Raw genomic sequence first — 26,321 nt, 5'->3', positions numbered from 1 at the left:
GCATTTACACAAGATATTTTACGCTCTCTAATAGATCATTGCAGCAATAACACCGACAATCGCAATTCCCATCATTGGAATCTTCAAGTATGCTGCTAGGAAATAACCAGCAATTAAATATGGGGCAAATTTCTTAATTGGTAAGTAATGCAATAGAATAGCGATACCAACAACTGGAAGAACAGCTCCAGCTAACTTCAAGCCACCCATCAACCAATCAGGAGCATAGTCTAGAACAAGCTTTACAACACTATTACCAAAGGCTAGAGATAAACCAACTGGTAAAGCACGAGAAAGACCATATGGAATTAAGGTTAACCACGCATCCATACTCATCTTGTTGTACTCGCCACGTTCAACATGTCTATCAGCTCTATGTGTAAAGTAAATAGCAATAAATCTTGCTAAAATATCCAATTGAACTAATAACAAACCAACGGGAACTGAAACACCAATTGCAAATTCAATACCTTTTCCACTTACAACTCCCAGTGCAGTACCAATAATTGCTCCCGAAGCAAAATCAGGTATTGAAGCACCACCGAAAGTACCAATTCCAAGAACCATTAATTGTAAGGTTGCCCCAACAACTAAACCAGTTTTCATATCACCCATAATAATTCCGGCAAGGAACCCGGCAATAATAGGTTTACTTAGTTGAAAACCTGCAAACATATACGCATCTAACGCACATAAGGTCGCTAAAACAGTCAATAAAATAATTTGTATAACAGAAATATTAGATGCCATTTTCCAATCCTCCAAATTCATATGTATGAAAGCGTTTACCTTTCGCTTAAATTTATATCGCAAATATTACTAAAAATCAATAAAAATTTAGTAAAAAAAAGAAATGTTAAGTAAAAATATTTGAATATCTACTAAAACTAAACTAATATTTCTATTATCATTAATTGATTAGGTGTGTGTTCATTATGAGTACTATTAACGATATAGCCAAAGCAGCTGGTGTTTCGAATGCGACTGTTTCTAGAGTTCTAAACAACGATCAAAAACTCCAAGTCAGCTCTGAAACTAGAAAAAAAATATTTGACGTTGCAGATTCCTTAAATTACACAAAATATAAAAAGAAAATTCCAACTGCCATTGGAACTATTTCAGTTATCCAGTGGTATACAAGGGAACAGGAAATTAATGATCTTTACTATCTTTCCATTCGTTGGGGCGTTGAAAAACGTTTACGTGAAAATAACTACAAAATAAAGAATATTTTTTCTTTTGAAGAATTTGATAATATTAAAAATACTGATGGCATTGTTGCTATTGGTAAATATAGCCCGGACCAAATTAAACAATTAAAATCTTTGGATGTTCCAATAGTAGTTGTAGATTCAGATACGATGCGTTATGAAGTAAGTTGTGTGACTACGGATTTTGATAGTTCCGTATTTAAAATTATTAATCACTTTACAAAAAACAAACATTCTAAGATTGGTATGATAGCTGGACAAGAAGAAACCACGGATAACCAAAAGCTTTATGATCCTAGGGAAATGGCTTTTATTAAATATATGTCAATTAGTAATCTCTTCAACCAAAATTATATTTTTAAAGGACCATTTAACATTGATAGTGGTTATGCCTTAATGAATAAGGCAATTAAAAAGCTTGGAAGAAATTTACCAACTGCTTTTTTCATTGCCAGTGATGAACTAGCTGTTGGTGCAATAAGAGCCTTAGAAGAACAACACATAAGCATCCCTGATCGGGTTAGTATTGTAGGATTCAATGGTTCTGCAATTGATAACTATCTTTCACCCAGCCTCAGCACTATTGAAGTAGATAAACAGGAAATGGGCAGTGATGCTGTTGACTTACTATTGAAAATTAAAGATAAAAGTTTAAAACATTCAGTAAAACTTACCATCGGAACTACATTAACTTTAAGAGAAAGTAGCAAGAAATTGTCTTAATTAAAAGAAGCTAAAAAATCCCAATACACTTGGGATTTTCTAGCTTCTTTTTTTAATTACCCGCTAAACCAATGTAAAAGATGTATCTGTAAGCGTAAACTTCTTTTTTAAGTTATCAGTTAAGCGAATAGTTCTATCTTTGTAAACAAAAATCAAACCTATTGAATTATTATCTAATAATTTTAAAGTACCTGCGTAGTTATTATAAAACCCTAAACTTGACCATATCTCGCCATCAATCGATCGCGGACTGACTACGGTGACACCCAGTAAATCTGTTTTTACTGGATAGCCTGTTTTAGGATCCATAATATGATGATAGCTGTGTCCTTTTTTATTCAAAAATCTTTCGTATATTCCAGAAGTAACTATGGAATAATCCATTGTCTTTAAAACACCTAAATAATCATCCCTGGTATCGAATGGCGATTGTACACCAACATTCCAAAGTCCGCTTTCATGATCACTCTTACCCACTAGGAGAACATTCCCTCCTAAATCGATGATTCCTTGATCAATGCCATTTTCTAGCCATAGCTTTTTTATAGCATCAGCAATATATCCCTTGGCAATGCCGCCTAAATCCAATTCCATTCCTTCATCCAATAAGTAGACTGATCTCTCTCGATCATTTAACATAATCCGTCCAGGATTGGTTAGTTTTAAACGATGATCTATCTCATTTTCACTAGGAACCTCTGCGTCTGAAAATCCTATATGCCATAATTTTACTAACGGTCCAATAGCTGCGTTAAAGCCATGATTCTCTTGGCTTACTCTTACTGCTTCTTTTACCAGATCATAACTAATCTGTGATACTGGCACAGCATATTTACCAGAAGCCTGATTTATCGACATAATTTCTGATTTGGTTCGATTAACAGTCAACAAATCCTCACAATATTGAATCAAATCATATGCTTTATCAAGAGCTGGTACTTGCCCTTCTTGAAATACGGTTAATTTTATCTCTGTACCTAATGCGTGATAGGTATTAGTAAAATTCGACATAGTAAAACTCCCAATCGCAAAATTTCTTATTCAGTAACTAACTTTTTATGCTTGAACTGTTTTAGCGTCCTTTAAATAATCCAATTCTGCTTCACTGATCAATTCGTTAGTTTTTTCGGTGTAATCTTTGATTTGATCGTCAGACCAATCATAATATCTGGCCATTTCACTAATAACGCCATCTTTGATGCTCTTAATTTCATCATGATTGAACAATAGATTGTTCGTACGACGGAAGAGATAATCTTCTGGGGTTAGAGTCATTTCATTTTCCATTGAATAATGTAAACTCAATGTTTCTGCCAAGCTCAATCCCGGAATAGCTTTGACATTTTTGGCATCAGCAATCACAGCTTCAGTATTTGAACCAAAAATGTTGGCCATCTTTTCAGCGCCAACAGGATCTACCCCTGCAGCAACTGCCTCTTGTGCGTATTTCTTCAATTCTTCTTCAGCATGATCTGAATCAAAATCACCACCGGAAACTTTGATATTAGCTGAATCAACTGGCTTATAATCACGGGCATACTGTGAGTTCATGATTTCAATAATCATCTTCATAGCACCGTCAGCCATCTTACGATAGTCAGTCAACTTACCACCAGCTAAGGTAATTAAGCCATCATCAGCACGTTTCAAAGAACTTCCTCTAGAAACTTGAGAAGCTGTTAATTTATGACTTCCCGAATCACTAGCACCAGAAACTACATCTGGTTTTTCCTCTTCTTTTTTATCATCAACCGGAGCAGGTTCTTCGGCAACAAGTGGTCTGACACCAGCCCAACTAGATTCAACATCATCTAATGTAATGTGAGCTTCTGGATACTTTTTATTGATGATCTTAAGCAAATAGTCTACGTCACTTTGTTCAACTTTAGGATGAGTTAAGTCGCCCTTAAAGTCAGTATCTGTTGTACCAAAGTAAGTCTTGCCGTCTCTTGGAATAGTAAAGATCATTCGACCATCATTAGTACCTGAACCGAAGTATGTTGGCTTAGGAACATTTAGCTTAGATTGATCAACAACTAAATGTACACCTTTGGTTGGACGCATTTGTGTCTTAGCTTTATCATGCTTGTCATCCAAGTCTTTAACAAAGTCTGACCATGGACCTGAAGCATTGAGTACAATCTTAGCTTTGACATCAAATTCTTCGCCACTAAGCATATCTTTAACAGTTACACCACATGCATTGCCGAATTGATTATGAATAACCTTAACGGCTTTCATACGACTAACCATTAGACCACCCAATTCATGGGCCTTTTTAATGTTTTCAATAACTAAACGTGAATCATTGTTCAAGTAATCTAGATAAATGCCACCACCTGCTAAATTCTCAGGATTCAATTGTGGCTCTAGCTTCAAAACTTGATCTTTATCCAAGGTATAGTTAGCATACTTTTTCAAATGTTCTGATTCATTTATTCCAGCTAAACGATCGTAAAGATCCATAGCTACCTTTACTGAAAACATTGAGAAAGTTGTTCCTGGTTCGTCGTATATTGGTAGCAACATTGGATCCGGTCTAGTTACGTGTGGTGCAACATGTTGGATAACTGCACGTTCTTGAACCGTATCAGAAACAACCTCAACGTCGAAACTCTTGAGATATCTGATTCCACCATGAACTAGTCGTGTTGATCTGGATGATGTACCAGCTCCAAAGTCTTGCATATCAATCAAAGCTGTTCTCATGCCAGCAGCACTGGCTTGTAGAGCAACACCTGCTCCGGTAATACCTCCACCAATGATTAGTAAATCAAGTCTTCTAGTTTTTAGTTTTTTTATTTCTTCTGCTCTACTTTTAATTGAAAATGTCATAGTTCGTCCCTCGTTACTACGCAAAAGATAATCAATTTGATCATCTGTAATGCATTTTAATTTTTAAAACTTTGTGCAGCTTTAATTGCACTTTGCCAACCTGTGTAAAGGTGTTCACGTTCATCTGCACCCATAGCTGGTTTAAATATCTTGCCTGTTGCATGAATATTCTTTAAATCATCAACACTCTTCCAATAGCCGACACTCAAACCTGCTAAGAATGCTGCTCCTAAAGCGGTTGTCTCTAAGTTAGCTGAACGATCAATTTCAGTATTCAAAATATCAGCTTGGAATTGCATCAAATAATCGTTATTTGCGGCACCGCCATCAACTTTTAGTTTGGCAATATCGATGCCGGAATCTAATTTCATTGTGTCGATTACATCACGACTTTGATAGGCCAATGACTGCAAGGTTGCTTTAATAAAATCTTCTCTGGTTGTTCCACGAGTTAGGCCAAAGACTGAGCCTCTTACATCTGAGTCCCAATATGGAGCACCTAGTCCCGTAAATGCAGGTACTACATAAACCTCATTTTCATTAGTCGATTTTTCAGCAGCTGCTTGTGATTCTGAAGCGTGTTCAAATAACCTCATTCCGTCACGTAACCACTGAATAGCTGAACCTGCCACGTAAATACTACCTTCTAGTGCATAATGCATCTTTCCATCTACACAGTAGCCTATCGTTGTTAATAAGTTGTTAGCTGATAATTTTGGAGTATCACCGGTATTCATCACAACGAAAGCACCTGTACCATATGTGTTCTTGACCATTCCTGGTTCAAACGCCAATTGTCCAAACAATGAAGCTTGTTGGTCACCGGCCATACCAGATATAGGCACTTCACTACCATAAAAATGATAATTTGCAGTATGTCCATAAATTTCAGAGTTAGATTTTACTTCAGGCAGCATGACCTTAGGGATATTTAGCATCTTTAAAATGTCTTCGTCCCAATCCAAGTCATGAATGTTAAATAACATTGTTCGACTGGCATTAGAATAATCAGTCACATGTTGCACTCCACCTGTAAGTTTCCAAACTAGCCACGTATCAATAGTTCCAAATAATAATTCGCCCTTTTCGGCTCTTTCCTGTGCACCTGGAACTTGATCTAAGATCCAACGAATCTTCGTTGCTGAGAAATAAGCATCTACAATCAAACCAGTTTTTTCATGGATTTGATCTTTGTAGCCTTTCTCAATTAATTGATTAGCAATCTTTGAACTCTGTCGTGATTGCCAAACAACCGCATTATAAATAGGTAAACCTGTTTCTTTATCCCAAATAATACTTGTTTCACGTTGATTAGTAATTCCGATACCACTAATTTGACTAGGTTTAACTCCTGATTCAATAAATGCATCGGCAATTGTCGATAGTACACAATTCCAAATTTCATTAGCATCATGCTCGACCCAACCTGGTTCTGGGAAATATTGTGTAAATTCCTTTTGAGAATCTATTACTTTGTTTCCTTCATGATCAAAAATTACTGCCCGAGTACTCGTCGTACCTTCATCGATTGATAAAATATATTTTTTTTCTGTCATTTTAACCTCTCCATATATGGATTTACGAAAGAGGTGTGACTATCTTAGTAGTCCCACAATTGCTACCATCTCTGATAACAAATACTAAGTTAATTTTTATTAACTCCTAACATAAATCTAAATCTAACTATGCTAATTCAATTTTTTTATTAAGAACTTCTTGTGCTTCATCCATTAATTTCTTTACGATTTCTCCAGCAGGTAATGATTCCTTAATTAAGCCTGAAATTTGTCCACTAAATACCAAGCCATCTTCAACATCATCTTTTTGAACGGCATTTCTCAATCCTTCGTTCATAACTGAGTTGAATTCATCACGTGATACTTGATCCAATTCAAGTTCAGTTAGTTTATTAGCAATGTTGTTTTTAATAATACGTGAAGCATCTTTGATTGTGGCACCAGCAACAACTGTAGATGTATCAGTAGCATCAATAACTAACTTTCTCCAGTTATCTCCAACAGGACTTTCTTTTGCAATTGAGAAGATTGTTCCACATTGAACACCTTTAGCACCGGCAACAAAGGCATTAACAACTCCACGTCCATCACCAATACCACCAGCTGCGATCAATGGAATTGAAACGGCATCAGCAATTTGTGGCCAAAGAGTTTGTGAAGTTAACACACCAATGTGACCTCCACCTTCCATACCTTCGGCGATAACAGCATCAGCGCCCATTTCTTCCATCTTCTTAGCAATTTTAACGTTAGGAATAACAGGACAAACTTTAATTCCAGCAGCCTTCAAATCTTTCATATATGGCTTTGGTGTACCTGCACCAGTTGTGACAACCTTGACACCTTCATCAATAACAACTTTGACAACTTCTGGTGTGTTAGGATCCATCAACATCAAGTTAACGGCGAATGTATTCTTGGTTAATTTCTTAGCCTTTTGAATTTCTGCTCTCACTTGTTCAGGTGTCTTACCACCGGCTGCAATAATACCAAGTCCCCCACCATTTGATACAGCAGCTGCTAATTCAGCAGTGGCAACTTCTTGCATAGCTCCTTGTACAACTGGGTACTTGATTCCTAAAAGTTTACATACCTCATTCATTTTTAACATCCTCCAATAAATTTAAATTGATAAACCAAATCCATAAATGAAATTCATGAAGTCAAATTTAATTTTCATTACCTAGGCTAATTATTGAAAATCAATTTACGCTTACAATAATTTTATTAATGCAAACGATTACTTATGAAAAACATTTCTCTATCTCTCGAGCGCTCCTACAATTTATAATACAATCGATTACGTTAATTGCAAATTACCTTCAAATTTTTTCTATTTATTAAATTATTAAAAAAGCCGATATGACAGCTTTTTTTAAATTTTGATTTTGTAAGCGTTTTCTGCTTTTCGCTAAGTTTTAGTGATTTTTTATAGCCGTAATCACTGATACAAAAGGCTTTCTAAGACATATAACTTATGATTATGGATAATATGATAAACAGTAAAGTCTTTTTTTCTTTATCATAAGATAAAACAAGTATTTTGCTTTATGCTGCATTATATTCAATATTTATTTATGATTTTTGGCATTTTAACGATAACTGTTAGTTATAGACACTATATATAACTCTTATCGGTCTATTTTATCAAAAAATCATTCGATTACATTAATTAGTCTTCAATATCAAATTATAGTTTTTTATTAGTATATATATTGAATCTCATTTTACATGTAAATAATCGTATAATTTAGATGTAGTCGTTTGAATATATAAAAACAATTTTCATGGATTATTGCTCTAAGAAATCCATCATGATGGTGTTAAATAATTCCTGTTGTTCGGACATTATAATGTGTCCTGAATCTGGAACGATAATCGCTGTTCCATTCTGACAAATTTCAGCTGAGGCTTTAGCATGTTTTGGAGACCAGAAGGGACTTTCTTTTCCTGACAAGAATAATATTGGAGCTTTCACGTCTTTGATCACATCCCGCCAATCCTGAAATGCATGATCAAACAATAATGGACGATTCAAATCATAATCAAATTTTTTTCCGTTTTGAACTGTCTTAACTAACTTATACGTTTCATCATCAATATTTCGATAGGTCGTGTGTACTTGATACATTTTTTCAGCTTCATTAGGAAAGTTGTCCCAATTCAAATCTAATAATCCATAAGGCCAAGTTTCATCTGAAATCATTTTAGGTGATTGGTCCACACTTATAATCTTGTCAATTCGCTTATCGCCATACAATGAACAATAAGCCCAGATCGTCGCTGCACCCATTGAGTTACCCATCATATTGATCTTATTTATTCTTAAATAATCTAATAATTCAGCAACATCTTTTCCTTGGCGGCTCATCCTTAATCCTTTAGTTGTTGTCTCTGACCGACCATGATTTCTACGATCAAGATTAATAACTCGGTACTTTTTACTTAATAGCTCTACTTGAGAACGCCAAATTTCTTTGTAGCCAGCATACCCCGTCATAATTAGAATTGGTTCACCTTGGCCCACATCGTCATATTCCAGCCTTACTCCATCGCTTGTTATGAATTGCATTTTAACTACCTCATACTTTCTTTGATTTTAATTTATTTGAATAGTTTGGATATACGCAACTTCTACTATATTTTTATGCTATATTATCGCCATAATTGTAAGCGGTTACATGTCTATACCACTTACAAATAGACAGTTACTAAAGGGAGGAACTAAATATGGACATTCATCAAATTCAATATTTAATTACGATCGTGGATAACGATTTCAATCTTACTAAAAGTGCTAGAGTGCTTAATGTCTCTCAGCCGGCATTGAGTAAACTTATCAGTGAATTAGAAAATGTGGAACAGATTCAGATTTTCACTCGTGGCAAGGGTCGGATCACTGGTCTTACTCCCACCGGCGAAGATTTAATCAAACATGGCAGAACTATCAGTCAAGATTACAATGATTTACTTAAAAGTATCCATGAACGTTCGGATCTAAAACGAGGTACTGTTAAGATTGGGATTGCCCCAGTTATCATCTCTACTGTTTTCAATCGTGCCATCCCTAAATTCATTCAAGAGAATCCGCAAATTGATTTACAAATCGTTGAAAAAGGTGCCTATGAACTTCAAAAGAAACTTATTCTTCAAGAAATTGATCTAGCTGTCCTAGTTTCACCAGCCACATATCCATCAATCCAGGAAAAAATCATTTACAATGATTCCGTCGCCGTTTGGTTCAATAAAAATCACCGTTTCAATAAAATCAAAGGACCTATTCCCTTTGAAGAAGTTGCTAAAGAAAAAATCGTTACTTTGGACGATAGCTTTATGGTTACTTTTCAAACCAACCAAAAATTTTCACAAAAGGACCTCAGTCCCAATTACTTTTTCAAAACTAGTTCTTGGGATTTGATTTTGAACATCTGTCAAGAAATGGACGATACTGTCGGCATTATCGCTTCTCCAATTGGTGAAAATTATGCTGGTACAAATATTGAGCATCGCGACTTTGACCCCAAATTTCCATGGAGTATCAGCCTGTGTAATTTAAAAGATGTCTATCAAAATGCCGCTATTAAATATACACAAAATTGGTTTATTGATTACTTTAAAGAATTGCAAAATAAGTAATCTTTTTTCAGTAAAAACTAAGATTCCCTCTTTCATCCAAAAAGACCAGTGTGGAAACCATTTTTAATGGTCACCGCACCGGCCTTTTTAATACTCTGCGTTTAGTTCGGCAGAAAAAGTTGCTTGATCGTCTTACATTTATTTAACTTTTACCAACTTATTCTTAGACAGTTAGTGCCACTTTTTCACCAGGATGATTGGTTACGTTACCCATTAATGGTTCCGCAAAGATACGTGGATCCATATAACGCAAATCATCACTAATTTGTGGCTTGAAGTCCATATGATCCAAAATATCTTTTTGTAGATCCATTCCTGGAGCAATTTCAATCAACTCAATACCACCGTCAACCAACTGGAAGACAGCACGTTCTGTAATATAGTAAACATTTTGCTTGTTTTCGTGAGAAACAGGACCTGAGAATGTAATCTGTTCCACATTTTCAACAAGTTTATTGAATTTACCTTCTTGAAGAATATGTAATTTGCCATCTTTAATTTCTTCTTTTAAACCACCGGCAGTAAAGGTTCCTGTAAAGACAACAGTTGGCGTATTTTGTGTAATATTAACAAAGCCACCTGTACCGGCAATCTTAGGTCCAAATTTAGAAACATTAATATTTCCTAGTTTATCCAATTCAGCTAAACCTAAGAAGGTAATATCAATACCGCCACCATCATAAAAGTCAAACATATATGGTTGATCAATTGTGGATTCAGGTGAGATAGCACAGCCAAAGTCACCGCCTCCCATTGGTACACCACCAAATGTTCCGGGCTCAACAGTTGTAGTAATATTTTCAGCAGCTCCTTCTTCTTTTAAGATCAAAGAAACTGTTTCTGGATATTTACCGATACCGTAATTAACAATATTGTCATTTTCATTCTTATACATTGCGGCACGTCTTGCGATAACTTTCTTAGCATCCAAAGGTACGTTAATGGCACCGGCTGCCTTAACGACAGCTTGATTGACATAATCAGGATTAAATTGTGTATCAGTACTTTGTTGTGTCATTGTTACGTCTGAAGTTTCTACAACATAATCAACTAATAATCCAGGAATTCTAATATCTTTAGGTTTCATTGAACCTTTCTTCAAGACACGTTTAACCTGAACGAAAACCTTACCGCCATTATTATGTGCAGCCATAGCAATCGAAGTTGATTCTAGTGTCAAAGGTTCATCATCGAATGTAATATTACCGTCTTCATCAGCATACGTACCACGTAAAATAGCGATATTAGGCTTTGGTACTTCATAGGCTAAGTAATCTTCACCATGAATCTTCATCTTTGAAACCAAATCGTCTTTTTTGGCGGCTTCATTTAGCTTTCCACCCTCAATGTCTGGATCGACGAATGTTCCAAGGCCAACTCGACTAATTTGAATAGGCTTATGAGCAGCTGAATCACGGAAGATTTGGGACATAACTCCTTGAGGGAAGTTATAAGCTTCAAAGTCGTTTTCGGCAACTAGTGGTTCTAGTTGTGGTGCTAATGCCCAATGTCCACCAACTAATCTTCTTAATAATCCTTTAGCAGCAAAGTTATTTGTACCTCTCTCTTTGCCATCGCCAATACCTGATGCATGCCATACTTCTAGGCTCTTTGGATGCCCTTCTTTATCATATCTCTTACGAATATTTTCCAGAATTTCCTCAGCAACATCTGAACCTAAGAATCCTTCCAAAGCAATGGTTGCATTATCAGGAATAAGCTCTGCAGCCTTTTCACTGTTAATAAATTGTACAGTCATTAAAAACACCCCATCCTTTTCTTACTCATCGATCACAACTACCTACTGCTTTGAAAGTTATAGGTAAGATGCTATTCGAAAAAATATTATGGTCTCAATTTCATTAATTCATCCAAATCAACAGCGTCAATGTCAGCGCCAGGAACTTCAAAGCCATTTAACTGCATGAATTCTCTTCTAAATTCAGCGTAGCCAGTTAGTGAACTATTAAAGTTTTCAGGAGTGATCTTTGTCATTAATTCAGAAACTTTTTCTTGGATATCTTTGCGTTGTTCCCAAGCATCAGGACGCAAACGACCTCGATCATCTATTTCGCGACGGCTCCCATAAACCATGTCACGGAATAATCGATCCTTATGCATAATTGGTGTCTCATGTGTTCCTGTCTCTTCTTCAACTTTATAAAGTGCAATACAATACATTGGGAAAATAGGAATAACAACAGATGCCTTTGTAGTAACGGCACGAGATACAGAAATTAGAGCTTCACCATCAATATCCTTGATCTTGTCTTGAATTTTATGCGATGATTCTTCAGCAGCATCTTTTGCAGCTCCCAAAGTTCCTTCATGGTAAAAATCATAGGTACTCTTAGGTCCAATGTAGGAGTAAAGAATTGTCTTGAAACCGTCTGCCAATACGCCGGCTTGTTTCAATTCGTCAACCCAAATCTCCCAATCTTCGCCACCCATAACATGCTTAGTAGCTTCAACTTCATCGTCTGTAGCTGGTTCAACAGTTTGCTCAAATAATTTATTCTCTTCAAGATTAATGTTTTCACCAGTAACAGGCTTTCCCACACTCTTGATAACTGAGCGCCATGTTTCATCCGGGTTATCAGGATTAGTCCGCTTGGGTGCAGCAACTGAGTAGACTAGTAAATCGATCTTGCCACCAAAACTATCTTTAATATACTGAATGACTTGATCCTTCATATCTTGAGCAAATGCATCCCCAATGAAGTTTTTACCAATCAGTCCTGCTTTTTCAGCTTCCTGACGGAAGTAAATGTTGTTATACCAACCGGCAGTTCCGAGCATATTTTCATCACGTGGTGGTCGTTCGAAGGATACTCCGATTGTGTCAGCTCCTTGACCAAAAGCTGTTGTAATTCGACTAGCAAGTCCATAACTTGATGACCCCCCAATAATCAAAGCCTTTTTGGCACCCTCATAATGACCTTTGCCTTGTACATAGGCGATTTGATTAAGTATTTCCTGACGACAACCCTCTGGATTAACTGAACGAGCGACATTTCCTTTGAGCTTTTCAGTGATTTTTACCATAGTATCTGACATATTCAACTCCACCTTTGTTAATAAATTAATTGAATGAATGAAGTCAATTATTATCTTTTAACATTTGATTGAAAGTACTCGCTGGCGTTTGAGTTTTCAAATGTTTTTTGATAACTTAAAATGATTCCGCTCATTTGAATTGAAAACCTCGATAGCTAAATCACATTGTGATATCTATAACTATCTTCACTTGCTAATGTAAGCCTTTACAATATAGCAAACCAATATTACTTGTTTATCAAGCGTATAACATTCAGTTATAATCCTGATCTATCAGTAATCGCAGCCCGTTAGGCTTTAAATAGACAACAAGATATTGCATGTTATAAAATATTGCTATTTTATCGATTATTTATAATCTTAAATTTGACTATTTAGAATACTCTTGTAAATTTAAAATCATTTGTTGTATCAAATTTCTATAAAAAAATCAGTACGATAATCATTTGAGATGATTGTCGTACTGATTTTCTATTGCTTAAGGTTCTTATCCATAGAAGTTTATAATCCAAAGAACATTTTATAAATAAAAATTCCAATCACTGCTCCAGCTATTGGAGCCACTACTGGAACCCAACTATAATTCCAATTAGAATTTCCTTTATTAGGTACTGGCATTAATGCATGGACAATTCTTGGTCCTAAATCACGGGCCGGATTCAACGCTGGACCTGTTGGTCCACCAACTGACATGACTAATGTTGTAATCACTAAACCTACACCGATATTAGCAATATCAATGCTTTGTTTAAAGAACATTCCACGATATAGTCCCATCGCAGCAAATGTTAAAATTCCTGTACCAATTGCTTCAGTCCAAAAACCATTCATAGTACTTCCAGCAGTATCGCCGGTTGAGAAGGTTGCAAATATTGCCCCCTCATCTCGAGTCCTCTTGTAATAAGGCCAATAAATAACTAAGACTAATAATTGTCCAACCATGGCCCCTAAAAATTGAAAAATAACATATGGCGCAACTTTTGCCCAAGGAAAAATTCCCGCTGCCGCTTGAGCAATTGTGATGGCAGGATTTAAATGATTTCCCGAAATTGAACCAAACATCATTGCAGGAATCATTACACCTAAACCGTAACCTACGGCAATAAAGATCCAACCACCATTAGCTTGTCCATTCTCTCCATTACCTGTTGTGTCTTTTAGAAATGAGTTCGCAACCGCACCATTTCCGAATAATACCAATATCATAGTTCCAAAGAATTCAGCCGCAAAACGAGCATCCCATGTTCCGCTCATTTAAAACACCCCCAATTTTTTACTAAGTCAAAATATAGATCAATACTTTAATCATTTCATGGCGAATCAACTTAGCAAATTGAACTATAACGGAGAAAATTTGCTACGTAAATATTGATATTTATTCATACTTTTCATAACTATATGTTATATGTGCTCTAAATCACCATCGTGATAGCGTTTACATTATTTGAAGATGTAATCTTTTCACAAACTTCTACTCATAAAAAATTTTTTTTGTCGAGAGTAAATACTGTATTCAAGGCTTTTTACTTTTTACTTTCTTGAACGAAAATTTGCATTTTAAAAATTTAACTCTAATATGAATTTCGAAAGTACTTGCTGGTAACTACTTTTGAAGGGATGTTACTAACATGACAGAATTAACAGGTATGAAAGATTTCGAAAACGTATTACTAGAAGCTGAAGATGGTGTTGCTACTTTAACTATTAATCGTCCTAAATCACTTAATGCTTTGAACTCAGCTACATTAACAGACATTGGCGATGCACTAGACGTAGTAAAGAATAATGAAGATGCCATTAAAGTTTTGATTGTTACAGGTTCAGGCGCAAAGGCATTCGTTGCTGGCGCAGATATTTCTCAAATGAGAGATATGAATCCTATTGAAGCCGCTGCACTTTCAAAACTAGCTCATAATTCATTCGGTAAAATTGAAAATCTAAAACAATTTACAATTGCTGCCGTTAATGGATATTGTCTCGGTGGTGGACTTGAATTAGCCTCATCATGTGACATGCGTATTGTTTCTAACAAGGCTAAATTTGGTCAACCAGAAGTTACTCTAGGTATTGTTCCTGGATTCGGTGGTACTCAACGTCTAACTCGTCTTGTAGGCCGTGGCAAAGCTAAAGAAATGATTGCTACAGGTACAATGATCGATGCTGATGAAGCATACCGTGTTGGTATTGCTGACGAAATTACTGCTCCTGAAGAATTAATGGACAAAGCTAAAGCAATTGCTGGAACAATTATGAAGAATGGTCTAATCGCTGTTGGTATGGCTAAATATGTCATCGATCGTGCAGCTGACTTACCATTGGATACAGCTATCGACTTTGAAACACAAATGTGGGCTCAAACCTTTGCTACTGAAGATCAAACTGAAGGTATGACAGCATTCTTAGAAAAACGTCACGCTAAATTCAGTGGCAAATAAACCCTCAACCATATAATATTCATGTAACAAATAAGTACCTCGATTGGTCTATATTTAAGATCAGTCGAGGTACTTTTTTTATAAATTATTTAATGCTTAGCTGGCATTATCTGGGCCTTACCTTCTGTGACTACTTCACCATTCTGATTTGTCACAATAGTTGATAATGTAGCAATTTGGAAATGGGCCTTTTGTTCAATATTTTCTACTTTTACAGTAGCAACCAATACGTCTCCAAAATAAACTGGTTTTTCGAATTTTAAAGTCTGATTAAGATAAATAGCACCAGGCCCTGGCATTTTATTACCTAAACATGCTGATATCATTCCTGCCGAAAGCATTCCATGGGCAATTCTTTTGTGAAATTGTGTTTTTTCAGCAAATTCCTCATCGACATGCATGGGATTATAATCTCCAGTAACTTTGGCAAAAGTATCGACGTCCTCTTCCGTAATTCTTTTGGAAATAGAACCACTCATACCTTCTTTTAATTCACCCTCGTAAATTATCTTATATTCTTCCATCAGTATGGCCTCCCAAACAATGTATTTTAATTCACATTCTTCAATTCTCAGCATAACTTGAAATCGTTTTCGTTGACAATACTAATTTTTTATAGGTTGTATAACTAAAAAATATATATACAATCTAGGGTATATAAAATCACTTGTTTTAATCAAATAATTAATAGATTGACTATTTTTTATAAACAATACTCTCATATCTATTTCTTCTTATATATTGCTCAATAATTAACATTAAATTGCTGTAAGCGTGTTCTTTTTCATTGACTTATCTCTAATTACCTCCAATAATTAATATGATACTTAATTATTGGAGGTATTTTTATGAAACAACTTTACATAGGCGAAACTAACTGGCAAGCTTCTGCAGTTGCCCTTGGTATTATGCGAATGAACAGTCTAACCCCAGATAAGGCTGCTAAAGCTATTGATACTGCATATGACAGTGGCATTAATTACATAGATTCAGCCGATATCTATGGAGATGGAGATTCAGAAAAAGTTTTCGGTGAAGCACTCAAAAAAACTGCTGTTAAAAGAGAGGATCTCTATATTCAGTCCAAAGGTGGCATTATTTCTGGTCAAAGATATGACTTTTCCAAGCAACATTTAATTGACGCTGTTGATGGCTCTTTAAAACGTTTAGGAGTTGATTACCTAGATTCATTTTTATTGCATCGCCCCGATCCTTTAATGGAGCTAGATGAAGTTGCCGAAGCCTTTGATGAGCTCCAAAAAGATGGTAAGGTTCGCCATTTTGGTGTTTCTAACTTTAATCCCCAACAATATCAGTTAGTCCAAGAATCTGTAGATCAGAGATTAATGATCAATCAATTACAATTCAGCATCATGCATACAGGTATGATTGACTTTGGAATGCATACTAATATGACTGATCCCCGTTCCATCAATCATGACGGTGGTATTATTGAATTTTCTAGACGTATGGGCGTAACGATTCAAGCCTGGTCGCCATTCCAATACGGTATGTTTGCTGGAACATTTATCAATAATGATAAATTCCCAGAACTAAATCAAAAGTTACAAGAATTAGCTGACAAATATAAAGTAAGTAAGAATGCTATCGCTACCGCTTGGATTCTTAGACATCCAGCTAATATTCAGGTCATCATCGGTACTATGAATCCTGAACATATTGCCGACAGTGCTAAAGGTGGAGATATAGATCTCACTAAACAAGAATGGTACGATATTTACTTCGCCGCTGGCAATGATCTTCCTTAAAGTTAATGAATCGAAAAAACAATGTAGTAATCATCCAATTGATTACCACATTGTTTTTTAATGTTTTGTTCAGCAGAAAATTATTTGGGTTTATAATATAGGTAAATTGTGAGAAAGAGGAATTTTCTATGTCAAAAGTACTTGTAATTTATGCCCATCCTGAAACTGCCAAGGGTTCTTCAACACATGAATTATATAAACATTTTATAAATTCATATGTCCAAAAGAATCCCCAGGATGAAATTATTATGCACAACGTTTCTGAATACATGCCCCTTCCGCTAAACAAAATTGTGCTATATCTATCTACAATAAAAATTTAGCCAAGAGTACTCTAAATGCTGATGAAATAAGATTTAATGATGCTCGTCAAAAGTGGATCAACGAATTTGTTAATGCCGACAAATATGTTTTCGTCAATCCAATGTACAATCTCTTTATCTCTGCTGAAATGAAAAGTTACATTGATATCGTTATGCAAGCTCATGCAACCTTCCACTACGATGAGACTGGCAAAACAGTCGGTGATCTCCATAATAAAAAAATCATCCACTTACAAAGTAGCGGTGGCATTTATCATAACGGTGATACCAACGAACATGTTGAAGATTTAGGCGACAAGTACCTTAGAATGATGCTCAATCTGATGGGTATCAAAGATTATCAAGGTATTTTCGCTGAAGGTATGGATCATGACCCAATGCATGCTGTTGAAATATTGGACCAAGCCTACGCTAAAGCCGAAATGGCTGGTAAAGAGTTCTAGTCGTCAACACTAGAACTCTTTTTTAATTTCCAGATTATCGTTATAACGATTAACAAATTAGAAATGAGGAGCAAAATGTCCACAGAAATAAACCCTGAACAAATTAGTCAGGCCATGAAATGGCAAATTGATCATACTCAAAAACAAATATCATCTTTAAATAAAGCTTTTAAAAGGATCAAAGATCCTGAAATCTTAAAAGTTAAAGGAACCCTATTAAAAACTTACGCTAACCAAATAGATTTAAGTAAAGGATACGTCATCCTTCCCGACTATCGTCAGCCTGATCAGAAGATAACAATTTATCTAGATATTAAAAAATCAGTCATTGATAACGCCGAAGTCTATTTTCATCAATACCATCGTGACAAGCGTGGTTTGGCTACTATCAAACAACATCTTGACGAAACTGAAACTACTTTGGAAAAAGAATTAGCTCGTCAAAATTCATTCAACCCAAAAGATGAAACTCAATTAGTTCAAATAAAGCAACAATTAATTGAAGAAGGCGCCTTAAAAACAAAGGTACTCCATTCATCCAAAGTCCCTGAACCGGCTCATCCCAGACGTTTTTACACAACTGATCACATCTTAGTAGAAGTCGGAAAAAATAGTCTTCAAAATGACCACTTAACATTGACCGCTAAAAAAGATTATTATTGGATGCACGTAAGCGAATTAGCTGGTTCTCACGTGGTCATTCACAGCACTAATCCTAGTGAGCAAACGCTTAGAGAAGCAGCTAATTTAACTGCTTATTACAGTAAAGGTCGTGGCTTAAAACAAGTCCCAGTTGACGTCCTCAAGGTTAGCCAACTCTTCAAATCCAAAGGCGCTAAACCTGGACTAGTATTATTCACAGGTAAATCGAGTACTTTAACAGTAACTCCTGATAGGCAACTGGCTCAAAAATTAGCAGCTGAATAATCATTTATTTTTTATGGCTTATTATCAAAATAATTGCAACACCAAAGGCAATACCACCAAAAATCCCTGATACTCCCAGTTGACCTAAATAGCCTAAAACAATGGCTAAAATAATAGATACGATCATTATTATTAAATAAAGTGGCGTTCGTTTTTGAATTTTCGTTACTCTGCCACTTACCTTATTTCCAAAACTAGCCAATAAAATTAATGCTATGACATTCAAAATTCCCATAACGAAAAGCAATCTACTCAGCCATGAATTAAATTTGATTATTCCTAAAAAATCCATACCGATAACTCCAAGAAATATCAAATCAATTACTGTTAATACTAGAATTACCGGTTTGATGCTCTTTAAAATTTCCTGTTTTTTCAAATATTCAGTCATACCCGTATCCTCCTTTAGAAGCGTATCTAAAGAAACTTGATAATAATCGCTTATTCGTAAGAGACTTTCTATATCTGGATAACTGTTTTCCGTCTCCCAACTAGAAATCGTTTGTCGTGAAACATTCAATTCATCCGCTACTTTTTGTTGTGTAATTTGTTTCTTCTGTCTCTCCTTTTTTAACCGATCACCAAATTTCATTATCTTCACTTCTTTCTAGAGTTGATACTAATTCAGTATAATTGAAAAGCCTAGCAAAGTTTCTAAGCATTAAAAAAACGCTGAAAAATCAGCGTTTTTTTTCGTTATAACGATTAAATTTTATTTATCTAAATAAATAAACCTTGCTTTCATAAGGACGAATTTCCATATCAAGATCATCTGGATAATTGCTAATTAATAAATTGCCCTTCTTTTGACCATAATCTCGTGTTAACTTTTTATCGGTAAAATTACTAATAACAAGCAATGATTGATTATTGTAATGTCGCTTATAAGCAAAGATTTGACTATCTTCCAGATCTAATAACTCGTAATCTCCATAAATAATCAAATCACTATTGTGACGCAATTCAATCAATTTTTTATAATAACTAAATACCGAATTTTTATCTTCAATTTGATCTCTCGCATTGATTTCTTGATAATTAGAATTCAGTTCAAACCATGGCTTTCCATTAGTAAAACCAGCGTTTTTATTATCATCCCACTGCATTGGAGTTCTAGCGTTATCTCGTGACTTGGCAGCTAAATATTTTAACATCGATGTTTTGTCGATAATTTTTTCATCTTCGACAAATTCTCTGTAAGCATTCAATGATTCCAAATCTTCATATTGAGAGAGTTTTGTATAGTGAACATTGGTCATACCTAATTCTTCGCCCTCGTAAACATAAGGCGTTCCTTGCATCATATGCAAAGTTGTTCCCAACATTTTAGCAGCTTTAACTCGATACTTAGGATTATCAGTTGCGAAACGAGAGACTGCACGAGGCTGATCGTGATTATTCCAGTAAAGACTATTCCACCCCTTACCGTTTAGTTCTTTTTCCCATTTGCTTAAAGATTGTTTCAATTCTACCAACTTAACCGGTTTATCATTCCACTTGCCTAAACGTTTATCAGGATTGCCTGCCAGTCCCACGTGATCAAACTGAAAAACCATATTTAATTCATGCGAATCTAAACCTGTATATTTGATAGCATCTTTCGGTGTTGAATCAGGCATTTCGCCGACAGTCATCACATCATATTTTGATAGAACCTTTTGATTCATTTCTTGTAAGAATTCATTTAAACGTGGTCCGTCAGCTACTACTTTACCTACATTGGCATACTTTTCACCAGGAGCTTTTTGACCATCAGGTAAACCAGCAGGTTTTGAAATCAAATTAATTACATCCATTCTAAAACTATCGACACCCTTATCTAGCCAATAACGCATAATCTTCCAAACTTCATCTCGAACTTTAGGATTTTCCCAATTTAAATCGGGCTGTCCTTCAGCAAATAAATGTAAATAATACTGTCCCGTTGTCTTATCAAATTTCCAAGTGGAACCATTAAAATAAGAGCCCCAATTATTAGGTTCGTGCCCATCAACTGGGTCCCGCCAAACATAAAAATCTCGATAAGGATTATCTTTTGACTTCTTGCTTTCTTGGAACCACTTATTTTGATCGGATGTATGATTGACAACTAAATCCATCATGATTTTTAATCCTAAAACATGGGCCTTTTGCAGCAATTCTTCAAAATCGTCCATAGTACCATAGGCTGGCTGAATGCTTCGATAATCACTGATGTCATAGCCATTATCTCTATCAGGTGATTTATAGATTGGATTAAGCCATATTACATCTGCCCCCAAATCCTTAATATACGACAAACGACTTGTTAAGCCCGGTAAATCCCCGATTCCATCACCATTGCTATCTTGATAACTTCTTGGATAAACTTGATAAACAACTGATTTTTTCCACCAAGTATTTTTTGCCATAAAAAAGCCTCCCTTAGAAACCGTTAGTTTCATTTTAGGAGGCTTTCTGAATTATGACAACGGTTTCAACAAAAACTGTTGTCGGTCACATTCAACTGCTAGATTTTTTTATTGGCCTTTCTATAAACCAAATATGAAGTGATAGGGACTGTTAAAATAACTCCAATTGTACAGATTAAAGTCGTTAAAACTTCAGAAACTACCAGTTTATCGTTCAAAATTTCAGAAAATTTATATCCTAATGAATGAATGACAAAGAACAATGGAAAAGTAGTCGCAAAAAAGTTAAACAGCAATGTATTCGTCTGTGTATTAAGAATTTTATTTCCTACTGAGAATCCATCATCAAAGATTTCTTGAGGCGTCAGGGTTGGTTTATTTTCAACAATTTCATTTAAACCGCTCGTTATAGCAACACTTGTTTCGGATATCACACCAAGACTGTTGATAACGATAATGGAAATTGCTAATTCTGGATAAGATAACCCAGCTGCCAATGAAAATCCTTCCAGCTCATCTTGGTTTTCAATTCCCATCCCTTGGGCGCTAGCCCAAAACTCTAATGGGATAGTAATCAACAGAATTACCAGCATAATTATTAATGAAGTTTTAAAAGCTGTATTAGCTGTATTTGCATTATCAACATTCATATAAATTGCTACAACTAAAATAACCATGGCAATAATCCCAGTTGTAATCAATACATTAAATCCGTCAGCAATCAAAATCAATAAGGCAATTACTGAGACGATATTGATTCCTAGACCAAACAATAAAGTTAAACCACGCGTTCCCGTTACCATTAACAGTAAAACAACGAAGGTTAAAAATAGATACAGCATTATTTCATCCTCCTTGTTATTACTCGACTAGCAATAAAACTAGTAATTGGTACAGTTAGAACAATTCCAATCGCACTGATTAATAATTGAGCTATTCCTAAACTCAAAGTCATATTCATCGTATAACCTATTGAATTGCCATTGCTCAAATATAAAAGTACTACATTCAAATTTTCAGCAATAACAATGAATAACAAAATATTGATCAGCGGTCCAATCAATTCACGGCCAATGTTAATACCTGACTTGAATAAAGTATTCTCAGCCACATCTGATAGTTCCTTCTTCATTTCAATCAAAGATGATGAAATATCCATCGTTTCATCTAAAATAACTCCTAAAACACTAAAAATAACTTGAGATAAAAATACGCTTAAATATGGCTGCAATTCAAAATCATTTAGCTCCAAATGAATACCACTGTATCCTGAAAGGCTGAGGACAAATGTACTCAGCAACAATGCTGTGGTAGTAGCCAAAACTGTACTAGAATAAGCCATTAAAGCTGGATAAGTTGGCCCCAAAATCACTAATAACGCCGTTGCAGATATCAGTAGTGCCGTTATAACGGCTAATGGCAATAAAACACTATTATGTGTTCTGATAATTACACTGATGTATCCATAATAAATAACAACGTTAATCAATATACTGATAAATAATTTTCGACGATCAAATTTCATGCAGTATAGTAAAAAAACTACTAAACCTAAGGTAAAAACAATGCTTGTGTCTCGTTTAACATTCTTTGGCGAATAGTTTTTGGTAAGTATTACCTGCTGCCCCATCGAATACTTCGTATCAATCAGTTGCGATCTATAATAAGTATTTTTAAACTTAACTCGTTTACCTCGCTTATCTGTGTTGATTAATTTACCGGTAACCAATTGTGTAATCTGGGTATCAGTATTTTTATATTCATCGGTTGAAGTACTTTTCTGTAAGTTTCGGACAGTCTCAACTTTAACGATGGGATCATGATACATAAAACTGTCAAAATAAGTAAAGCCATTAAATATAGCTATCATCATTCCAACAATCAGCAGTATCTTAATATTTTTCTTCATAAAAAATTCCTCTCATTTCTGCCAATGTCTACATTATATGTTTTTTCAGAAAATAATTAATAGTTTTTGCATAAAAAATTAATGGTTGACAATCCTTAACGATTGAAATATATTTGAGACATCAATTTGTTAGGAGAAAACATTATGAAAAATATTAACTCTCTAAACATCGTGAATATTCGTTGGCAAAGCCGATAACTCAGATTGGTCCGATATGGATTCAGTCTGAAGAGGATTGAATCCATATCGGCTTATTAAACTATAATAATTTCAGAGCCCACATGGATGAATTTTTTTAAATTTGACCATGTGGGTATTTTATTTTTTAGGCAATCCCACACACTCTGGGATTGCCTTTTTATTTTGGGGGAATATAACGATGAAACATACGAGAAGACTTTATGTAACACTTATTGCACTTGCAATGTTCTTAATTTTTGCCTACTTCTACACAGGAAGGGCCGACAATCAAAAACAGAACGCCATCCCAAAGGTTGGGGTCTTACAATTAATGTCGCATCCTGCGCTTGATCAAATCAATAAGGGAATCGATGATACTTTAAAGAAAAATGGCTACGTCGATGGCAAAAATGTCAAAATCGAATTTCAAAACGCTCAAGGGGATCAAAGCAACTTAAGAACTATCAGTAAACAATTTGTTCAAGATAACGTTAACGTAGCTGTTGGTATTGCAACACCGTCAGTCCAATCTTTGAAAAATGCTACTAATAAAATTCCAATCGTCATGGGAGCTGTTACTGATCCTGAAGGCGCCGGAATTATTAGTAATAACAAAAAGCCCGGTGGCAATATTACCGGAGTATCTGACCAGGCACCTTTAAAAGCCCAGCTCGATTTAATGAAACAAGTTATTCCTAATTTAAAAACCATCGGTATTATTTACACTTCTAGTGACGCCTCTGCTACTAGTCAAATGAAAAAGATGCAAACTTTAGCCAAAAAAGAAGGTATCAATGTTAAAGTTTCAAGTATCAATTCTGTTAATGATATTCAACAAGTCGGAACTGCTCTTGCTGAAAATGTTCAAACTATCTATGTACCAACTGACAATACCGTTGCCTCAGGTATGAAGCTTCTTTCCTCTATTGCTGCCAAACAAAATATTGCTGTCTTCCCAGCTGCTACTACAATGGTAAAAGATGGTGGGCTTGCCACAATTGGTTTAAGTCAATACGAATTAGGTGAAAAAACTGGTGAACATGTCGTTAGAATTCTCCAAGGCAAAGAAAAAACTGCCACTACACCGGTAACTTTTATGGAAAAAGGCCACTTGATTCTTAATCAAAAGATGGCTCAAAAGTTAAATATTCAATTTCCAGATTCACTAGTTAAAGAAGCTCAAAAGAAAGGACAGATCATCAAATGAATTTAATCGTATCTACTATAAGTCAAGGTTTCATCTGGTCCATTATGGCCATTGGGCTATTCATAACTTTTAGAATTTTGGATTTTCCTGACATGACCGTCGAAGGTAGCTTTCCCTTGGGTGCCGTTACTGCTGTTAGCTTGATTCAAAGTGGTCACTCAACTATTTATTCACTTTTAATTGCTTTCGTATTCGGTTGTCTAGCTGGATTTGCTACAGCCTTTCTCTATGCCAAATTAAATGTTCCAATTTTATTGGCAGGAATTTTGACCATGACAGCACTTTATTCAATTAACTTAAGAATCCTGGGTAAAGCTAATATGTCGCTGACTAAATCAGCTAATATCTTTAACCAATTTGGATTAGATAAACTTCCTACTAACTTTAACGGAATTATTTTAGGAATTATTATTATCGCTATAATTATTTTCCTATTGATTCTTTTCTTAAATACCGAAAAAGGACAAGCTGTTATCGCAACTGGTGATAATGAAACCATGGCAGCTTCACTCGGTATCAACACTACCGTTATGAAATTCATTGGTTTAATGGTCTCCAACGGAATTGTCGCTGTCACCGGTGGCTTAATCGCCCAACAAAACGGCTTTGCTGATGTAAATATGGGTATCGGAGTAATCGTTATTGGACTCTCAGCCATCATCATTGGTGAAGTTATTTATCCGGATGTGCCATTAAGCATTCGGCTAATCACAGTAGTTATTGGTAGTATTGTTTATCGTTTAATCTTGATGATTGTATTGCAATTAGGCTTTAATACGAATGATCTGAAACTCATTTCAGCCATTATCTTGGCCCTCTGTTTAGCTTTACCAACTATCAGAGCACAATTCTTAAAAGTACTCAGAAACGGGGTTAAAACAAAATGAAACCATTACTAGAAATTAAAAATGCCGTTAAAACCATCTATAACGATGATGAAACGCTAAATATTTTGAACGATATCAACTTAACAATTAACCCCAAAGATTTTTTGGTTGTTTTGGGAACTAACGGTGCTGGTAAATCAACTTTACTTGATGCCATTACCGGAACCAATAAATTGACCTCTGGACAAATTCTATTGAACGGCGAAGACATAACTAGCGAAAACCTTGCGAAACGTAGCCGCCACATTAGCCGTGTTTATCAAGATCCTAAATCCGGTACGGCCCCACGAATGACTGTCGCTGAAAATTTGCTCTTAGCCAAACGCCGTGGCTTACCTAGACGATTGAGATTACGTAAATTAAAAGATAATATGCCTGAATTTGAAAAATTAATTTCTAACCTACCAACTTTAGATAAACGTCTTAATACCTTTACCGATAAGTTGTCTGGTGGTCAAAGACAAACTTTGAGTTTCTTAATGGCTATCATTCAACGTCCGGAATTACTATTGTTAGATGAACATACCGCTGCTCTGGATCCCCAAACTAGTAAAGATTTAATGGAACTTACCAATCGTATAATTTTAGAAAAACAGCTTACTTGCATGATGATCACTCACGATTTATCCGATGCCATGAAATATGGGAATCGTTTGATTGTTTTGAAAAAAGGAGAAATTATTCTCGATTTGAATCAAACAGAAAAAGATAAATTAACTGAAAGTGATTTGCTTCAATACTTCTAAAGACTAAAAAATCAGGGCTGTGACATAACTTTTTTATTAATCATAAACGTGCAACAGAACTCAGTTTCTTCTGTTTAACAGCGAAAAGGCGCAATATTCATAATATGAATATTGCGCCTTTTATGT

24 protein-coding genes are annotated in these 26,321 nt (G+C 35.3%); 10 read left to right on the top strand and 14 right to left on the bottom strand.

The features are described from left to right. Positions 1-27 precede the first annotated feature (27 nt). On the bottom strand, positions 28-750 hold the full coding sequence (locus FD26_RS05315) for a PTS mannose/fructose/sorbose/N-acetylgalactosamine transporter subunit IIC (protein ID WP_057867391.1): 723 nt from the start codon (positions 748-750) through the stop codon (positions 28-30). A gap of 185 nt (positions 751-935) precedes the next feature. Here FD26_RS05315 and FD26_RS05310 point away from each other — a divergent pair, with 185 nt between their 5' ends. Continuing rightward, positions 936-1,934: a LacI family DNA-binding transcriptional regulator gene (locus FD26_RS05310; protein ID WP_057867390.1), complete on the top strand. Its 999-nt coding sequence runs from the start codon at positions 936-938 to the stop codon at positions 1,932-1,934. Positions 1,935-1,997: 63 nt separating this feature from the next. Here FD26_RS05310 and FD26_RS05305 read toward each other — a convergent pair whose 3' ends face one another. From FD26_RS05305 to FD26_RS05285, 5 genes are all read right to left on the bottom strand, one after another. Then, positions 1,998-2,945, bottom strand: coding sequence for an FAD:protein FMN transferase (locus FD26_RS05305; protein WP_057867389.1), 948 nt, complete (start codon positions 2,943-2,945; stop codon positions 1,998-2,000). Between the two features lie 45 nt (positions 2,946-2,990). Then, the gene (locus tag FD26_RS05300; RefSeq protein WP_057867388.1) at positions 2,991-4,769 is read right to left on the bottom strand and encodes an FAD-dependent oxidoreductase; all 1,779 of its coding nucleotides are present in this window, start codon (positions 4,767-4,769) and stop codon (positions 2,991-2,993) included. A gap of 56 nt (positions 4,770-4,825) precedes the next feature. Beyond that, positions 4,826-6,325 carry a glycerol kinase GlpK gene (glpK, locus tag FD26_RS05295; RefSeq protein WP_057867387.1) on the bottom strand — a complete coding sequence of 500 codons (1,500 nt, stop codon included), beginning with the start codon at positions 6,323-6,325 and terminating at the stop codon, positions 4,826-4,828. 127 nt (positions 6,326-6,452) lie between these two features. Then, complete coding sequence (locus FD26_RS05290) at positions 6,453-7,388, bottom strand: nitronate monooxygenase (RefSeq protein ID WP_057867386.1); 936 nt, start codon at positions 7,386-7,388, stop codon at positions 6,453-6,455. A gap of 690 nt (positions 7,389-8,078) precedes the next feature. Continuing rightward, entirely contained in the window at positions 8,079-8,858 is a 780-nt protein-coding gene (locus FD26_RS05285; RefSeq protein ID WP_057867385.1) for an alpha/beta fold hydrolase, read from the bottom strand. Between the two features lie 158 nt (positions 8,859-9,016). Between FD26_RS05285 and FD26_RS05280 the strand changes: the two genes are divergently transcribed. Beyond that, positions 9,017-9,922, top strand: a complete 906-nt coding sequence (locus FD26_RS05280; RefSeq protein WP_057867384.1) for a LysR family transcriptional regulator — start codon at positions 9,017-9,019, stop codon at positions 9,920-9,922. A gap of 163 nt (positions 9,923-10,085) precedes the next feature. Here FD26_RS05280 and FD26_RS05275 read toward each other — a convergent pair whose 3' ends face one another. From FD26_RS05275 to FD26_RS05265, 3 genes are all read right to left on the bottom strand, one after another. After that, positions 10,086-11,681 (bottom strand): acyl CoA:acetate/3-ketoacid CoA transferase, encoded by a 1,596-nt coding sequence (locus tag FD26_RS05275; RefSeq protein WP_057867383.1) that lies wholly within the window; start codon positions 11,679-11,681, stop codon positions 10,086-10,088. A gap of 86 nt (positions 11,682-11,767) precedes the next feature. Further along, entirely contained in the window at positions 11,768-12,979 is a 1,212-nt protein-coding gene (gene fabV, locus FD26_RS05270; RefSeq protein ID WP_057867382.1) for an enoyl-ACP reductase FabV, read from the bottom strand. 501 nt (positions 12,980-13,480) lie between these two features. Further along, positions 13,481-14,233: an MIP/aquaporin family protein gene (locus FD26_RS05265; RefSeq protein ID WP_057867381.1), complete on the bottom strand. Its 753-nt coding sequence runs from the start codon at positions 14,231-14,233 to the stop codon at positions 13,481-13,483. A gap of 374 nt (positions 14,234-14,607) precedes the next feature. On the opposite strand from FD26_RS05265, the gene FD26_RS05260 reads away from it, so the two are divergent. Next, positions 14,608-15,414 carry an enoyl-CoA hydratase-related protein gene (locus FD26_RS05260; protein WP_198033229.1) on the top strand — a complete coding sequence of 269 codons (807 nt, stop codon included), beginning with the start codon at positions 14,608-14,610 and terminating at the stop codon, positions 15,412-15,414. A gap of 89 nt (positions 15,415-15,503) precedes the next feature. Here the strand turns inward: FD26_RS05260 and FD26_RS05255 are convergent, their stop codons facing one another. Beyond that, positions 15,504-15,938, bottom strand: coding sequence for a MaoC family dehydratase (locus FD26_RS05255; protein ID WP_057867380.1), 435 nt, complete (start codon positions 15,936-15,938; stop codon positions 15,504-15,506). A gap of 324 nt (positions 15,939-16,262) precedes the next feature. On the opposite strand from FD26_RS05255, the gene FD26_RS05250 reads away from it, so the two are divergent. From FD26_RS05250 to FD26_RS05240, 4 genes are all read left to right on the top strand, one after another. After that, positions 16,263-17,183, top strand: a complete 921-nt coding sequence (locus tag FD26_RS05250; RefSeq protein WP_057867379.1) for an aldo/keto reductase — start codon at positions 16,263-16,265, stop codon at positions 17,181-17,183. A gap of 128 nt (positions 17,184-17,311) precedes the next feature. Continuing rightward, positions 17,312-17,506: an NAD(P)H-dependent oxidoreductase gene (locus tag FD26_RS11460; RefSeq protein ID WP_200953663.1), complete on the top strand. Its 195-nt coding sequence runs from the start codon at positions 17,312-17,314 to the stop codon at positions 17,504-17,506. Continuing rightward, positions 17,449-17,949, top strand: a complete 501-nt coding sequence (locus FD26_RS05245; protein WP_200953664.1) for an NAD(P)H-dependent oxidoreductase — start codon at positions 17,449-17,451, stop codon at positions 17,947-17,949. Before FD26_RS11460 ends, FD26_RS05245 begins: the two co-directional genes overlap by 58 nt. Before the next feature lie 75 nt (positions 17,950-18,024). Next, a complete protein-coding gene (locus FD26_RS05240) occupies positions 18,025-18,876 on the top strand; it encodes an NFACT RNA binding domain-containing protein (RefSeq protein WP_057867378.1) in 852 nt (283 codons plus the stop codon). Positions 18,877-18,880: 4 nt separating this feature from the next. Here FD26_RS05240 and FD26_RS05235 read toward each other — a convergent pair whose 3' ends face one another. From FD26_RS05235 to FD26_RS05220, 4 genes are all read right to left on the bottom strand, one after another. Next, positions 18,881-19,468: a helix-turn-helix domain-containing protein gene (locus FD26_RS05235; protein WP_057867377.1), complete on the bottom strand. Its 588-nt coding sequence runs from the start codon at positions 19,466-19,468 to the stop codon at positions 18,881-18,883. A 124-nt stretch (positions 19,469-19,592) separates the two neighbouring features. Next, entirely contained in the window at positions 19,593-21,266 is a 1,674-nt protein-coding gene (locus FD26_RS05230; RefSeq protein WP_057867376.1) for a glycoside hydrolase family 13 protein, read from the bottom strand. A gap of 98 nt (positions 21,267-21,364) precedes the next feature. Continuing rightward, positions 21,365-22,108, bottom strand: coding sequence for a YibE/F family protein (locus FD26_RS05225; protein WP_057867375.1), 744 nt, complete (start codon positions 22,106-22,108; stop codon positions 21,365-21,367). Beyond that, the gene (locus FD26_RS05220) at positions 22,108-23,175 is read right to left on the bottom strand and encodes a YibE/F family protein (protein ID WP_057867374.1); all 1,068 of its coding nucleotides are present in this window, start codon (positions 23,173-23,175) and stop codon (positions 22,108-22,110) included. The genes FD26_RS05225 and FD26_RS05220 overlap by 1 nt, the downstream gene beginning before the upstream one ends. Positions 23,176-23,554: 379 nt before the next feature. On the opposite strand from FD26_RS05220, the gene trpX reads away from it, so the two are divergent. From trpX to FD26_RS05205, 3 genes are read left to right on the top strand one after another with little or no spacing between them, the layout of a single operon-like run. Further along, positions 23,555-24,562, top strand: coding sequence for a tryptophan ABC transporter substrate-binding protein (trpX, locus tag FD26_RS05215; protein ID WP_057867373.1), 1,008 nt, complete (start codon positions 23,555-23,557; stop codon positions 24,560-24,562). Then, complete coding sequence (locus tag FD26_RS05210; protein WP_057867372.1) at positions 24,559-25,449, top strand: ABC transporter permease; 891 nt, start codon at positions 24,559-24,561, stop codon at positions 25,447-25,449. The genes trpX and FD26_RS05210 overlap by 4 nt, the downstream gene beginning before the upstream one ends. Further along, complete coding sequence (locus FD26_RS05205; RefSeq protein WP_057867371.1) at positions 25,446-26,195, top strand: ABC transporter ATP-binding protein; 750 nt, start codon at positions 25,446-25,448, stop codon at positions 26,193-26,195. Before FD26_RS05210 ends, FD26_RS05205 begins: the two co-directional genes overlap by 4 nt. Positions 26,196-26,321 lie beyond the last annotated feature (126 nt).

This window comes from Companilactobacillus crustorum JCM 15951 (genome assembly GCF_001434585.1).
Classification (GTDB): domain Bacteria; phylum Bacillota; class Bacilli; order Lactobacillales; family Lactobacillaceae; genus Companilactobacillus; species Companilactobacillus crustorum.
This window is presented reverse-complemented; position numbering and strand designations above follow the sequence as displayed.

Bases quoted from the DNA above. Each gene is read 5' to 3' on its own strand.
- FD26_RS05315 (WP_057867391.1), bottom strand. From the start codon at position 750: ATGGCATCTAATATTTCTGTTATACAAATTATTTTATTGACTGTTTTA.
- FD26_RS05310 (WP_057867390.1), top strand. From the start codon at position 936: ATGAGTACTATTAACGATATAGCCAAAGCAGCTGGTGTTTCGAATGCG.
- FD26_RS05305 (WP_057867389.1), bottom strand. From the start codon at position 2,945: ATGTCGAATTTTACTAATACCTATCACGCATTAGGTACAGAGATAAAA.
- FD26_RS05300 (WP_057867388.1), bottom strand. From the start codon at position 4,769: ATGACATTTTCAATTAAAAGTAGAGCAGAAGAAATAAAAAAACTAAAA.
- glpK (WP_057867387.1), bottom strand. From the start codon at position 6,325: ATGACAGAAAAAAAATATATTTTATCAATCGATGAAGGTACGACGAGT.
- FD26_RS05290 (WP_057867386.1), bottom strand. From the start codon at position 7,388: ATGAATGAGGTATGTAAACTTTTAGGAATCAAGTACCCAGTTGTACAA.
- FD26_RS05285 (WP_057867385.1), bottom strand. From the start codon at position 8,858: ATGCAATTCATAACAAGCGATGGAGTAAGGCTGGAATATGACGATGTG.
- FD26_RS05280 (WP_057867384.1), top strand. From the start codon at position 9,017: ATGGACATTCATCAAATTCAATATTTAATTACGATCGTGGATAACGAT.
- FD26_RS05275 (WP_057867383.1), bottom strand. From the start codon at position 11,681: ATGACTGTACAATTTATTAACAGTGAAAAGGCTGCAGAGCTTATTCCT.
- fabV (WP_057867382.1), bottom strand. From the start codon at position 12,979: ATGTCAGATACTATGGTAAAAATCACTGAAAAGCTCAAAGGAAATGTC.
- FD26_RS05265 (WP_057867381.1), bottom strand. From the start codon at position 14,233: ATGAGCGGAACATGGGATGCTCGTTTTGCGGCTGAATTCTTTGGAACT.
- FD26_RS05260 (WP_198033229.1), top strand. From the start codon at position 14,608: ATGACAGAATTAACAGGTATGAAAGATTTCGAAAACGTATTACTAGAA.
- FD26_RS05255 (WP_057867380.1), bottom strand. From the start codon at position 15,938: ATGGAAGAATATAAGATAATTTACGAGGGTGAATTAAAAGAAGGTATG.
- FD26_RS05250 (WP_057867379.1), top strand. From the start codon at position 16,263: ATGAAACAACTTTACATAGGCGAAACTAACTGGCAAGCTTCTGCAGTT.
- FD26_RS11460 (WP_200953663.1), top strand. From the start codon at position 17,312: ATGTCAAAAGTACTTGTAATTTATGCCCATCCTGAAACTGCCAAGGGT.
- FD26_RS05240 (WP_057867378.1), top strand. From the start codon at position 18,025: ATGTCCACAGAAATAAACCCTGAACAAATTAGTCAGGCCATGAAATGG.
- FD26_RS05235 (WP_057867377.1), bottom strand. From the start codon at position 19,468: ATGAAATTTGGTGATCGGTTAAAAAAGGAGAGACAGAAGAAACAAATT.
- FD26_RS05230 (WP_057867376.1), bottom strand. From the start codon at position 21,266: ATGGCAAAAAATACTTGGTGGAAAAAATCAGTTGTTTATCAAGTTTAT.
- FD26_RS05225 (WP_057867375.1), bottom strand. From the start codon at position 22,108: ATGCTGTATCTATTTTTAACCTTCGTTGTTTTACTGTTAATGGTAACG.
- FD26_RS05220 (WP_057867374.1), bottom strand. From the start codon at position 23,175: ATGAAGAAAAATATTAAGATACTGCTGATTGTTGGAATGATGATAGCT.
- trpX (WP_057867373.1), top strand. From the start codon at position 23,555: ATGAAACATACGAGAAGACTTTATGTAACACTTATTGCACTTGCAATG.
- FD26_RS05210 (WP_057867372.1), top strand. From the start codon at position 24,559: ATGAATTTAATCGTATCTACTATAAGTCAAGGTTTCATCTGGTCCATT.
- FD26_RS05205 (WP_057867371.1), top strand. From the start codon at position 25,446: ATGAAACCATTACTAGAAATTAAAAATGCCGTTAAAACCATCTATAAC.